Source organism: Nocardia sp. CA-119907 (assembly GCF_050955995.1).
Classification (GTDB): Bacteria; Actinomycetota; Actinomycetes; order Mycobacteriales; family Mycobacteriaceae; genus Nocardia.
Map to the genome: position 1 here is coordinate 6,754,631 of NZ_CP192091.1, position 12,893 is coordinate 6,767,523.

A 12,893-nucleotide genomic window follows, 5' to 3' on the forward strand; every position below is an offset into this window, starting at 1 on the left:
TTCGATAGAATTGCCGAATGGCAACGCTGCGCACCCTGGAATGCCTTGTCGCCGTGCTGGATTACGGCTCGGTGACCGAAGCAGCGGCGCGCCTGCACATGTCGCAGCCCGCCCTGTCGCATCAGATCGCGGCCTTGGAGCGCGAGATCGGCACGCCGGTGGTGCAGCGACTGCCGCGCGGAGTACGACCGACCGCGGCCGGTCGCGCGATCGTCGCGGACGCACGGGCCGCGTTGGCCGCCGCCGAGCGTGTCGTCGCGACCGGCCGCGCCGTCGCCGCGGGCACCGAGGGACAACTGCGCATCGGCTGCGCGGAGACCATGACCGCTGGGCTGTTGGCACCGGTCCTGCGCACCTGGCATCGGCGGCACCCGGGTATCCAGCTCGCACTGACGGAACTGTCGAGCGCCGACGCCCTCGCCGAACTGGCGGCATCGGGCCGGGTCGATATCGCGATCGGTCCCGAACCGACGCACTGGGACGGACATCTCGACACCATCGGCGAGGAAGAGATCGTCGCCGCGCTGCCGGCCACCGAACATCCGAGCGCAACAATGACTTTCGCGCAGATCGCGGAACACCCGATCGTGCACTACCACCCCGACAACGGCCTCGCCGCCTGGCTCGACGAGATCGCCGCCCAACACGGCGTCACCCTGACCGCCGCGACCCGCACCCGCCAGGCCACCACCGCGGCACAACTGGCGGCCGCCGGACTCGGCATCGCCCTGGTCCCCACCACCGCCCTGACCGCCACATTCGCCGGAGCGGTAGCCAGCCTGAAACCACGACTCACCCGCGCCGTCGTCGCTCTGACCACAACCCCGAACGACCCACTCGCACAACGCTTCACAGCAGACCTGACCCGCCGCGGCATTCCGGTTCCGACATCGATCGCAACCCAGCTCACCCCGCACTGAGGCGCCGCACCCCTCCAACACCAAGGCCCCTAGCCGCCCTCCGCGATGTGCCACCGAATCGCCGCGACGGAACGTTCGGACTCGACGACCGCCTCGCCGAGCTCATCCCCCTCCTGACCAAATCCGCCAGCGCAGCGATCGGCCGAGCCCGCATCGTCACCGTTGCCGGGCTGTGGCCGTTCGCCAACACCGACGACATCGTCACGGCAGCCGCCATCGAGTCCGGAAACCAGACAGATTCGAACAGGACTTCGCCGACAACACCACAGCGCTCGCGATCGGCTTCGGCACGCAGTGCGGCGACGACCGACGCCGTCGACCGCTCAGTGCTTGCGCACCACCCGCTCCCCCTGCCCCGGCTTCCAGATGGTGATGTCCAGGTGATCATCGATGACCTCGACGGTGGAGGCGCTGGTCAGATCCGCGGTATAGAAGTGGTCGAACTCCTGGTCGCGGATGTCGAACCCGGTCTCATCGAACAGCTGCTGCGCGAACCGCGCGTGCACCTGCTTGTCCGGAAGGTCCACGACGGTGCCGAACAACTTCGCGTCACCATCGCCGACCTGGGTGTCGACCGTGGCGGTGTGCAGGCAGAACCGTGGGTCGCGGGCGAGGTCCTTGAACTTGGTCGTATTCGGCATACCCGCGATCACCAGCATCCCCTCGAAAATCCGCGGTTCGACCGGGCTGATGCGCGGGAAGCCGTCCGAGCGCAGGGTCCCGAGCATGCAGAGATTGCCGGTGGCCTTGTGCCGACGCGTGAACACGGTCGCGATGCGTGGGGCTTCTTCGGTGAACTGGCTCCATGTCGTCATGAGACAAGACGGTACGACTCAAACCTGACATCTTCTGTCAAGTTTTTACCGCTAATCTCGAATCGTGCGAGCGAGTCGACTGGTGCAGCTATTGCTGCTGCTACAGACCCGCGGCCGGACCACAGGGCCGGAGCTGGCACGCGAGCTCGAGGTATCGGTGCGCACGGTCTATCGCGATATCGAGGCGCTCTCGACTGCTGGCGTGCCGATCTACAGCGAACCGGGACGCGCGGGCGGCGTGCAGTTGGTCGACGGCTACCGGACCCGATTGACCGGTCTCACCACCGAGGAGGCCGATGCGATATTGCTCGCGGGACAGCCCACCGCCGCGGCCGACCTCGGACTCGGCACGGTGTTGGCCACCGCACAGCTCAAGGTGCTCGCCGCACTGCCACCCGAATTGCGAGGCCGGGCAACGCGAATCGCGGAACGCGTCCATGTGGACGCGCCAGGCTGGTTCCATCGCCCCGACGAAACACCAACGCTGGCAACGATTGCCGATGCGCTGTGGCACGACCGGCGACTGGACATCCGCTACCAGCGCAAGGACCGCGCCGTCGAACGCCGCCTGGATCCGCTCGGCCTGGTCTTGAAGGCCGGGACCTGGTATCTCATCGCCCGCGACCAGTCGGCGGCGCGTTCCTATCGCGTCGGCCGGATCACCTCCGCCGAGCAGACCGGCGAATCATTCACGCGCCCGGAAGATTTCGACCTCGCCGCGCATTGGTCGGCATCGACCGACGATTTCGCCCGGTCCATGCTGCGGGTGCGGGCGCGCTGCCGGATCGCGGCATCGCACGTGCGGCTGCTGCGATTGACGAACGAGCCCGCCGCGGTCGCCGAGGCAATGGCCTCCGCGACCGCGCCCGATACCCAGGGGTGGATCGAAGTGACGATCCCCTCGGAGTCCTACGAGGTCCTGGCGGGCGCCCTGCTCCCGCTCGGCGAATTCTGCGAGGTCCTCGACCCGCCCGAACTGCGCGACCGGCTCGCCGCAACGGCTTTCGCCATGGCCGAGCGCTATCGGCGCACGGCCGCTACCGAATGAGTCAGCACAGCGAGCGGAAGAACGCGCGCATATCGTCGATCAGCAGATCCGGCGCTTCCATTGCCGCGAAGTGACCGCCCCGGTCGAATTCGGTCCAGCGCACGATATTGTGCTGCCGCTCGGCGATCACACGAATGGAATTGTCACCGGCGAATACCGCCGCCGCTGTCGGCACACCGGAATTCCGTAATGCCATTCCCCACGAATCACCCTCCCCGTACAGCCTGATCGAGGAGACGAACGTCCGGGTGAACCAATACAGGCTGACATTGGTCAGCAGCGCATCGCGATCCACCGCTGCATCGGGCAGTTCGAGCGAGGGATTGGTCCAGCGCTGGAAGATATCGACGATCCAGGACAGCAGCCCCGCGGGCGAATCATGCATGCCGATCGCCAGGGTTTGCGGGCGTCCCGCCTGCACCATTGCATAGCCGTAGCGGGTGTGGCTCTCGCTGCCGGTGAGCGTGTCCAGCTTGGCCTGATCCTCCCGGCTGTACTCCGGTTCCCCAACCTCTTTACCGTCGTCCCAGGACGGCAGCGTGATCGGCCCGTTCACATGGATGCCGAGTACCTGGTCGGCGGCAATCCGTCCCAGCTCGGTCGAGACAAAGAACCCCGCGTCGCCGCCCTGCGCGCCATACCGCTCGTAGCCGAGTCGCGCCATCAGCTTCGCGACCACCTGCGCGAACCGCTCGGTCGAGCCGTCCCCGATCTTCGGCCCGGCCGCCGAGAATGCGAATCCGGGCAGCGACGGAACGACCAGATGGAACGCATCGGCCGGATCACCACCGTGCGCCCGCGGATCGCTCAAAGGTCCGATCACATCGAGGAATTCGATGAAGGAGCCGGGCCAGCCGTGGCTCAGTACCAGCGGCATGGCATCGGGTTCGGGCGAGCGGATATGCAGGAAATGCACCTGCTGTCCGTCGATATCGGTGACGAACTGCGGCAGCTGGTTCAACCGCGCTTCGACTGCCCGCCAGTCGTATTCGCCGCGCCAGTACTCGGCGAGGTCACGCATATAAGAGATCGACGCGCCCCTATCCCAATCGGCGCCGGGGATTTCGTCCGGCCACAGGGTATTCGCCAGCCGGGCGCGCAGATCATCGATCTGCGCCTGCGGGATATCGATGCGGAATGGGCGGATGTCGTGTTCGGTACTCATGAAAACGACGGTATGACCCGCTTAGGACAGGATCGTTCCTAAGCTTCTGGCATTCTGGATTCCGTGTTGGAGACCTCGGCGCGCCTGCTCAAACTGCTCGCCCTGCTGCAGACCCACCACGACTGGACCGGCACCGAACTCGCCGAACGGCTCGGCGTCACCAGCCGCACGGTCCGCCGCGACGTGGATCGCTTGCGTGAACTCGGCTATCCGGTGCACGCCACCCAGGGCACCGCGGGCTATCGGCTCGGCGCCGGGGCCGCGCTGCCGCCGCTACTGCTCGATGACGAGGAGGCCGTCGCGGTGGCGGTCGGCTTGCGCAGCGCGTCCGACGGCACCGTCGCGGGCATCGAAGAGGCATCATTGCGCGCGCTGACCAAACTCGAGCAGGTACTGCCGCCGCGCCTGCGCCATCGGGTCCGCACCCTGCGTGGCGCGACGGTCCGGGTCGGGAAAGCGGATGCGACAGTCGAACCGGATACCTTGATGGCCATTGCCGAGGCCTGTCAACGGCACGAGCGGCTGCGCTTCGACTATCGCGCGCACGGCGGCGCCACCACCCGCCGCTCGGTGGAGCCGCACAGTTTGGTGCACTTCAGCAGGCGCTGGTACCTCGTTGCCTGGGATGTCGACCGCGGCGATTGGCGCACCTTCCGAGCGGACCGCATGACGCCGCACACCCCGACCGGCCCGCGTTTCACCCCGCGTGAACTCCCGGAAGGCGATGTCGCGGCGCACCTTTCACTGCGACTGTCCGCCCGCGTCTGGCCGTATCAAGCAATCGCCCTGCTGCACAAGTCCGCCGGGGATGCGGCCGCGAATGTCTGGCCCGGTATGGGCGTCATCGAGGCCGTGGACGACCAGAGCTGCCAACTCCACGTCGGTGCCGACACACCCGAGGCACTGGTCTGGATGATCACCTCGACCGATATCGACTTCACACTGCTCGGCGGTCCACCCGAACTCGTCGCCGCGATCCACGCCCAAGCCGACCGTTGCACAGCCGCGCTGCGCGAGTTCGAATGATCCGCACTCAGCTCCAGCCGAGCACCGGGCGCCTTCATCTGCGCCGATGTCGGCATGAGTCGCACCACCCCGTTGCGCACCGCGACCACCGGCTCCCGTCGTGCGACAGCACCGACCGCCGCGATCCCGAGGCGGCAGGGCTACTCGCCGACTACGGAGACGACGTCCTGTTGCACGAATCACCAAGCCCGGCAATTGGATTCGGTCCGCATACCGGGCTGGCGCCGGTTGTCCGAGCGTCGCTCAGCCGACGATCGCGAACAACACTGCCGCGACCGCGAAACTGACTACGGAAAGTACGGTTTCGAGCACCGTCCAGGTCTGCAGAGTCTGCTTCACTGTCAGGTTGAAGTACTTCGAGATGATCCAGAAACCACCGTCGTTCACGTGGCTGAGGATGATCGAGCCCGCCGCGATGGCCATGGCGATCAGCGCGATAGCCATCTGTGCGTACCCGTGCCCGGTGACCACCGGTGCGACGATGCCGCCGGTGGTCACAATGGCGACGGTGGCCGAGCCCTGCGCGATGCGCAGACCACAGCTGATGATGTAGGCGAGCACGATCACCGGCAGCCCGGCGGCCGACATGGTGTCGGCGAGCGCCGTTCCGATTCCGGTGGCGGAAATGACCTTTCCGAAGAAGGCGCCCGCGCCCACCACCAGCAACAACATACCGACCGGCTTGAGCGATTCCGCGGTGAGCGCGCTGAGTTCCTGCACACTCGAGCCACGCCGCACACCGAGGAGATAGAAGGCGACGAGTACCGCGATCAGCAGCGCGACGGCAGGCGTACCGAGGAAGGTGAGCACTTGCAGCAGTTGCGAATCCTTGGCCAGCCATTGGGTGCCGAAGGTGGCGCCGAGGATGAGCACCAGCGGAATCGCGATGATCTCACCGATGAGCACGACCGACGGCGCGCGGGTCTCGGTCCGCGTCGAACCGGGATCCGTTGCGGTGCCGGGGCCTTCGCCCTTCGCCTCGGCCGGTTGATCGGGTCGGATCAGGAATTCGGCGGGCACCTCCACCTGCACCCGCTTTCCGATATAGGTACCCCACACCAGGCCGGCCGCGATGAATCCCGGTATGCCGCAGACGAATCCCATAATGATCAGCCACCCCAGACTCACCCCGAGCAGGCCACCGAGTGCCACCGGTCCTGGATGCGGCGGGAGGAAGGCGTGGGTCATGGACAGACCGGCCAGCATCGGCATTGCGTACAGCACCAGCGACCGCCCACCGCGCTTGGCGGCCACATAGATCAGCGGCGCGAGCACGAAGATGCCGATATCGAAGAAGACCGGGATACCGAAGATGAGCCCGAGCAGACCCATCGCCACCGGCGCGCCCTTGGCACCGAAAATGCCCAACAGCTTGCCGGTCAATACGTCCGCGCCGCCGGAGCGTTCGAGGATCGCGCCGAGCACCGTGCCGAGGCCGATAATGACCGCGATATGCCCGAGGATGCCGCCGAACCCGGTCTCCAAGAGCGAATCACCGGGCTTGATCGCCGTGCCGACGATCTTCGACACCGGTAGTCCGGCGGCCAGTGCCAGACCGAGTCCGGTAAGCAGCAGCGCGATGAACGGCTCCAGCTTGACCTTGATAATGGCGTACAGCAGTACGGCAATCGCGAGACCGCACAGCACCAGCAACCCCGGGGTGGTGGTGCGCAGCCAGTCGACAGTGGCGTTCATGCCCGTGCCTCGCTGACGCCCGGCCCGGGCATACGCCACTGGGCGCTGTGTGGAATTGTTCGCTCGCTGCGCTCCCTCACTGTGGGTACCTCTCAATTCATGGATCGAACGAATGACGCCGCGCGCGAGGCGATTTCGGACCATCGGCCCGCGGCGACGTCGGATGGGGCCACGACATCGGTACCCGCGGTCACGGCCACGACTCCGTTGGCGAGGAATTCGGCGACATTGCCCGCATTGACGCCCCCGGAGGGAATGAGCGCCACATCGGGGAAGGGGCCGCGCAGGTCTTTCAAGTAGCCGGGGCCGAGGGCCCTGGCGGGGAATATCTTCACCGCGGCTGCGCCGAGGTCGAGTGCGGTGAGCACCTCGGTGGGCGTGAAAGCACCCATGACGACCGGGATGTCGCGCTCGGCCGCGACGGCCGCGACCCCGGCACGCACGCCCGGGGTGACGAGGAACCGCGCCCCGTTGTCGATCGCGGCCTTGGCCTGATCGGCCTGCAGCACGGTCCCGACACCGATGACCGCACCGTCGACTGCCGCGGCCACCCGCAGGTAGTCGAGCACATCACCGGTGGTGAAGGTGAGCTCCACTGTGCGAATCCCGGAGCGCGCCAGGGCATCTGCCAAGGCCGCCGGATCCGGAATCCTCGGCGCGCGAACCACACTCAGCACCCGGTCGGCACGGATGACCTCCATGGCGCCGAGACCGCCATCGGTGTTCAATATGTCTCCTTCCGCGCGGCATCCATCCGCAGTGCACGCCCGGCGAGTTTGCCGGTGGGTGCCCCGTTTTCGATGGCGAACTCCCCATTGACCAGCACGTGCCGAATCCCGCGCGCCTGCTGTTCAGGGTTGTCGAACGTCGCGGTATCGGTGATTGTCGACGGATCGAACAGCACGAGATCGGCGGCGTATCCGGTGAATACATGTCCACGGTCGCTCAGCCGCAGCCGCTCGGCGGGCCGCCCGGTGAGGTGGTGCACACAGTCCTCGAGCCCGAGCACCCCGAGTTCGCGGACGTAATGGCCCAGATAACGCGGAAAGGTGCCCCACGCGCGCGGATGCGGTCGATCGCCGACGAGTAGTGCGTCACTGCCGCCCATATGTCCCGGATGCACCATGATCGCGCGCACGTTCTCCTCGTGCCCGACGTGCTGGAGAATGGTGGTGGCCAACTGATCCCGGCGCAGCAGCTCGAAGAACACTTCGACCGGTGCGCTATCACGGTCGGCCGCGATCTGCGCGACCGTCCGGCCGACGCACGCCCCCAACTCCGGGTTGGCGACACCACTGATCTGAATGGTCTCCCATTCGACCGTGACACCGTGGCAGCCATCGGAACCATTCACATTGACGTCCAAGGCGATTCGCGCGCGCGCCGCCGGATCATCGATGCGAGCCAGCGCCGCGTCCGGCCCACCGGACATGGCCCAACTCGGCAGCAGTGCCGACAGGGTCGTCGAGCCGGGCAGATACGGATAGGTGTCGAGGGTGATATCGCACCCTTCGTCCCGGGCGGCATCGATCAATGCCAGGAATTCCGGTGCCCGCCCGCGGTTCACGCCGAAGTTCATGGTCGCGTGCGTGAGATGCAGTGCGCACCCGGTATTCCGAGCCAGGCCGATCATCTCGGCATAGGCCTCCAACGCCCCCTTGCCATAGGAGCGGGTGTGCGGCGCATAGAACCCACCGTAATCGGCGACGACCTCACACAATGCCGCCAATTCCCCGGTGTCGGCATACATTCCGGGCGTGTAGGTGAGGCCGCTCGACATCCCGACCGCACCCTCGGACAGTCCCTGAGCGAGCAGTTCGCGCATGCGCCGTATCTCATCGGGGCTGGCCGGACGCTGTTCACTGCCGACGACCAGCAGCCGCAGCGTGCCCTGCGGCACGAGGTAGGCGGCATTGGGTGTAATGCCTTGATCCAGCCGGTCCAGATACTCCGCGACCGTGCGCCAGGAGAAGTCGAGCTCGGTGGGATTGCCATTCCACCCGGCGATCTGACGCCGCAGCACCGATAGCGCGGCGTCATCGATCGGAGCATAGGAGAGCCCGTCCTGTCCGATGACCTCCGTGGTGACGCCCTGGCTGATCTTCGGGAAATGGCCGGGATCGGTGAGCAGATGCAGATCGGAGTGTGCGTGCATATCGATGAAGCCGGGAGCGAGTACCGCACCGGGCGCGGCATCGACGAACCGCGCCGCCACGGTGATCGTGCCCGGTTCCGTGATCGTCGTGACGCGTCCCCGGTCGATGGCGACATCGGCGCGGAAGCGCGGCGCTCCCGTGCCGTCGATGACGTCGATATCGCGAAACACTAGGTCCGTCATGGCCGCTCGTCAGAAGAAGGTATGGACGAGGTCGACAATGCGCGGCCGCTCGGCATCGGCGTCATCGATGACCGGGATCAGCCGCCACTTGTCGAAGGCGGTGCACGGATGCGACAGACCGAGCCGCACCACACTGCCGATGGGCAGGTCGGTGGGCGCACCGCCCGGCAGCCGCAGGAAGGTGTGCTGGTCGTTGAGCGCGCTGACATGTGCGTCCGGATTCAGTGAACCCTCCGGTCCCGCAATGAATTGCGGGACCGGAAGCCCCTCATCGAAGGGAAGATCACGCTTCCCCGCGTCCAGGAGAGCGAGCTCCGCCTCGGGTCGCGAGACGGTGCGCGCCCACCCGTGCATCGCCGAGCGCAGCGGCCGTTCGCTGCGCGGTGCGGCCAGCGGTGAGATGCCCGCGTAGAAACCGTCGTCGTGGATGATGTACGCACCCGAGCGCAGCACCACCGTGGTCGGAACGCCCTGTGCGCCTTGCTCATCGACGAGTCCGGATAGGCATTCGACGACCAGGTCCGGGTAGGCGCTGCCGCCCGCGGTGACGATCGCCCGATCCGGATAGCGTCCGGTCGCGGCGAGTTCGCGGTGCAGGCGGGCGATCTCATCGAGGTAATGCCGTACGGCGGCGATACCGTCCGGAGTGCGATCATGGGCGAGCGCGCCCTCATAACCGCCGACCCCGGCCAGCGCCAGCCGCTCGGACTTGCCGACCGCCTCGGCGATGGCATGCCCCTGCTCGACGGTCCGCGCACCGGTACGTCCATGCGGCCCACCGAGTTCGACGACCACCCGAACGCGCACATCACCCGACAGGTGCTCGTCCATCAGCGCGACCGTCTCGACGCTGTCGACCCAGCAGAGGAATTCGAACTCCGGATCGCGCGCCAATTCCTCGGCGACCCAGCGCAATCCGACGGGATCGACCAGCGAGTTGGCCAGCACGATCCGCCCGACGCCGAACGCACGGGCCACCTGCACCTGCCACACGGTGGCGAAGGTGATGCCCCAGCTCCCGGCGGCCAACTGCTGGGCCCACAGCTGCGGCGCCATCGTGGTCTTCCCATGCGGTGCCAGGCGCACCCCCGCGGTCGCCGCCCAATCCGCCATGACCGCGACATTCGCCGCGACGGCGGCGCGATCGACGGTCAGCACCGGCGTTTCGAACTCATCGAGGTATGGCGCGGCGTCCAGGAATTCCCGGACCGTGCGGCCCCACGCCGCGGGCGGCAGACCCTTGTGCTCGGGACCGAGCGTCCGATCCGCCAGTGCGGCAACGGCTTTCTCATCGATCGCCATGTCGCTCCTTCCCGCGGAATCGCCTCCGCTGAGCCATATCCGGCATGCATTGCATATTTTGCAACACTTGTTGCACATCGTGTTTTGTGTGGTTATTCTGCACTGCATGGCCGGTGGCCGCAAGGGCAGAAGGGAGATCGATGTGACGTGGGCTACTACGTCGCCCCGCCCACGGGCGGTGACCGTCGGTGAGGGGCTCGCCGTTCTGGTGGCGCGTCCCGGTCCGCTGGAGGACTCGGACAACTTCGAGCGAACCGCGGGCGGCGCAGAGGCCAATGTGGCCACCGTGCTCACCCAGCTCGACGTGGACGCCGCATGGATCTCGCGGGTCGGCGACGACGGATTCGGCCGGTACCTGACCGGACATCTCGCGGCACGCGGCGTCGATGTATCCGCGGTCGTCACCGATCCCGCACGCCCTACTGCGGTCTATGTGAAAGAGCGCGGCAGCGGCTCGGGCAAGGCGACGGATCTGGCCGAACGCGCCAGCCGAATGCTGTACTACCGCACCGGTTCCGCCGCCAGCGCACTGTCCGCCGCCGATCTCGCGGCCACCGCGGCCGCCGGACTGCTCGAACACTGCGATGTCGTGCACTTCACCGGAATCACCACCGCGCTCTCGGAATCCGCGACGTCACTCACCGAAGCCCTGGTCGCGCTGCCACGCCGGGGCAGGCTGGTCAGCTTCGACCTGAACTATCGTCCGGCACTATGGGCCGGACGCACGGCGCAGCCCGCCGAGGTACTGGCCCACCATGTGCGCGGCTGCGATGTGGTCTTTCTCGGCGCCGATGAGGCCGGTGCGGTCTTCGGCGAGGACGACGCCGACCGCTTGCGCGCACTGTTCCCGCAGCCGCGACATCTGGTGGTCAAGAACAATGAGCATTCGGTCACCGGATTCTCCGGCACCGACCGCGTCGAAGTGCCCGCCCTCGAACTGGAGGTCACCGAGCGGATCGGTGCCGGCGATGCCTTCGCGGGCGGCTACCTCGCCGCCCTGCTGCACGGTCGTCCGCTGGCACAGCGCCTGCGCTTCGGCCATCTGTGCGCCGCCGCCGCACTCACCGGCACCGGCGATGTGGCCGAACTGCCTTCGCCGAGGACCTTGGAAGTCCTGGCCGACCGGGACGAGTCCGCTTGGGGGCGTGTGCATTACCGCAGAGACGTGCTAGCCGAGAATGTGACGTCATGAGCGAGCGAAGCGAGCGAACAATGAACACAGCCGAGCACTCGCTCGTGACGGAGCCGAGCGTCAGCGAGGCGCAGTCATGAGCGAGCGAACAATGAACACAGCCGAGCGAAGCGAGAACACAGCGTCGGCGACGAGCGGGGCACGGTCATGAGTCAGAGTTTGTTGCGTGCGTTGACCATCCTGCTCGCACTCGGTGAGGACGCGCGGTCGCTGGATCAGCTCGCGGCCGAACTCGGCGTGCACAAGTCGACGGTGCTGCGGCTGCTGCAGACCATGGAGTCACAGCGCTTCGTCACCCACGACAGCCAGCACCAATACGTCCTCGGCTCACGGCTTTTCGAACTCGCCAACCGCGCACTCGAACAGCGTGACGTCCGCACCCTCGCGCGCCCGCATCTCAGTGCGCTGAATTCCGCTACCGGCCAGACGATTCACCTCGCCACCTACGAATCCGGCGAGGCGATCTACATCGATAAATTCGACGCCATCCAGAGCGTGCGCATGTACTCGCGGATCGGTCGCCCCGCCCCACTGCACTGCACGGCGGTCGGCAAGGTGCTGGTCGCCGCGCAGCCACGCGCGGAGTGGCGGGCGATCGCGGAGCACATCGACTACCGCGAATTCACCGACCGCACCATCCGCACCCCCGAACGCTATCTCGCGGAGCTGGAACTCGTTGCCGCACAGGGCTATGCGGAGGATCACGAGGAGCACGAAAGCTTCGTCAACTGCATCGGGGTCCCGGTGCGCAATGGCACAGGGACGGTGGTCGCCGCGGTCTCCATGTCGGTACCGGACATGCTGCTCGACCACGACCAGGTGCTGGCCGAACTGCCGCGGGTGCGCGCGGCGGCCGACGCCATCTCCAGCGAACTCGGCTGGACTCCCGTCCGCACCACACACCCGACCGCAACGAAAGGTCAGCCATGAGCGAGAAGATCGCCGTCCGCACCACCGACGCCCCCGCACCCGCCCACACCTTCTCCCAGGGCGTGCGCAAGGGCCCGTTCGTCCAGGTCTCGGGTCAGGGCCCGGTCGACCCGGCGACCAACGCCTACCTGTTCCCGGATGACGTTGCCGCCCAGACGATTCGGACCCTGCAGAACGTCAAGGCCATCGTCGAGGCCAGCGGCGCCACCTTCGACGATGTGGTGATGCTGCGTGTCTACCTGACCAAGCGCGAGGACTTCGCCATCATGAACGACGCCTACGGCGAATTCGTCACCGCCAACACCACTGGCGACGTACTGCCCAGCCGCACAACGGTATTCACCGGCCTCCCGCGCGCGGAAATGCTCGTCGAAATCGACGCGCTCGCGATCGTCTCGGAGTAGGCGCTAGCTGCTGTTGGCCAAGAGGTCGCCGACCCCCTTTCTTGACCTACAGGTCTAG

The 12,893-nt window shown here is 66.8% G+C and carries 12 protein-coding genes; 6 read left to right on the forward strand and 6 right to left on the reverse strand.

From position 1 onward, the window contains the following. The first annotated feature begins 17 nt into the window (after positions 1-17). A complete protein-coding gene (locus ACQP2D_RS30060) occupies positions 18-920 on the forward strand; it encodes a LysR family transcriptional regulator (protein WP_433679294.1) in 903 nt (300 codons plus the stop codon). A 323-nt stretch (positions 921-1,243) separates the two neighbouring features. Here ACQP2D_RS30060 and ACQP2D_RS30065 read toward each other — a convergent pair whose 3' ends face one another. Further along, on the reverse strand, positions 1,244-1,735 hold the full coding sequence (locus ACQP2D_RS30065; protein WP_433679295.1) for a pyridoxamine 5'-phosphate oxidase family protein: 492 nt from the start codon (positions 1,733-1,735) through the stop codon (positions 1,244-1,246). 64 nt (positions 1,736-1,799) lie between these two features. On the opposite strand from ACQP2D_RS30065, the gene ACQP2D_RS30070 reads away from it, so the two are divergent. Further along, positions 1,800-2,783, forward strand: coding sequence for a helix-turn-helix transcriptional regulator (locus ACQP2D_RS30070; RefSeq protein WP_433679296.1), 984 nt, complete (start codon positions 1,800-1,802; stop codon positions 2,781-2,783). A 1-nt stretch (position 2,784) separates the two neighbouring features. On the opposite strand, the gene ACQP2D_RS30075 is transcribed toward ACQP2D_RS30070, so the two are convergent. Continuing rightward, entirely contained in the window at positions 2,785-3,948 is a 1,164-nt protein-coding gene (locus ACQP2D_RS30075; protein ID WP_433679297.1) for an epoxide hydrolase family protein, read from the reverse strand. A gap of 63 nt (positions 3,949-4,011) precedes the next feature. Here ACQP2D_RS30075 and ACQP2D_RS30080 point away from each other — a divergent pair, with 63 nt between their 5' ends. After that, on the forward strand, positions 4,012-4,974 hold the full coding sequence (locus ACQP2D_RS30080) for a helix-turn-helix transcriptional regulator (protein ID WP_433679298.1): 963 nt from the start codon (positions 4,012-4,014) through the stop codon (positions 4,972-4,974). Positions 4,975-5,217: 243 nt separating this feature from the next. On the opposite strand, the gene ACQP2D_RS30085 is transcribed toward ACQP2D_RS30080, so the two are convergent. From ACQP2D_RS30085 to ACQP2D_RS30100, 4 genes are all read right to left on the reverse strand, one after another. After that, a complete protein-coding gene (locus tag ACQP2D_RS30085; RefSeq protein WP_433679300.1) occupies positions 5,218-6,669 on the reverse strand; it encodes a GntP family permease in 1,452 nt (483 codons plus the stop codon). Positions 6,670-6,761: 92 nt separating this feature from the next. Next, entirely contained in the window at positions 6,762-7,370 is a 609-nt protein-coding gene (locus tag ACQP2D_RS30090; RefSeq protein ID WP_433685802.1) for a bifunctional 4-hydroxy-2-oxoglutarate aldolase/2-dehydro-3-deoxy-phosphogluconate aldolase, read from the reverse strand. A gap of 23 nt (positions 7,371-7,393) precedes the next feature. After that, the gene (locus tag ACQP2D_RS30095; protein ID WP_433679301.1) at positions 7,394-9,007 is read right to left on the reverse strand and encodes an N-acyl-D-amino-acid deacylase family protein; all 1,614 of its coding nucleotides are present in this window, start codon (positions 9,005-9,007) and stop codon (positions 7,394-7,396) included. Between the two features lie 9 nt (positions 9,008-9,016). Then, positions 9,017-10,309 (reverse strand): amino acid deaminase, encoded by a 1,293-nt coding sequence (locus ACQP2D_RS30100; RefSeq protein ID WP_433679302.1) that lies wholly within the window; start codon positions 10,307-10,309, stop codon positions 9,017-9,019. A gap of 106 nt (positions 10,310-10,415) precedes the next feature. Here ACQP2D_RS30100 and ACQP2D_RS30105 point away from each other — a divergent pair, with 106 nt between their 5' ends. The 3 genes from ACQP2D_RS30105 to ACQP2D_RS30115 all read left to right on the forward strand — a co-directional run bounded on the left by ACQP2D_RS30105 (position 10,416) and on the right by ACQP2D_RS30115 (position 12,835). Next, positions 10,416-11,501 carry a sugar kinase gene (locus tag ACQP2D_RS30105; protein WP_433679303.1) on the forward strand — a complete coding sequence of 362 codons (1,086 nt, stop codon included), beginning with the start codon at positions 10,416-10,418 and terminating at the stop codon, positions 11,499-11,501. A 147-nt stretch (positions 11,502-11,648) separates the two neighbouring features. Next, a complete protein-coding gene (locus ACQP2D_RS30110) occupies positions 11,649-12,431 on the forward strand; it encodes an IclR family transcriptional regulator (protein ID WP_433679304.1) in 783 nt (260 codons plus the stop codon). Further along, the gene (locus ACQP2D_RS30115) at positions 12,428-12,835 is read left to right on the forward strand and encodes a RidA family protein (RefSeq protein ID WP_433679305.1); all 408 of its coding nucleotides are present in this window, start codon (positions 12,428-12,430) and stop codon (positions 12,833-12,835) included. Before ACQP2D_RS30110 ends, ACQP2D_RS30115 begins: the two co-directional genes overlap by 4 nt. The last annotated feature ends 58 nt before the right edge of the window (positions 12,836-12,893 follow it).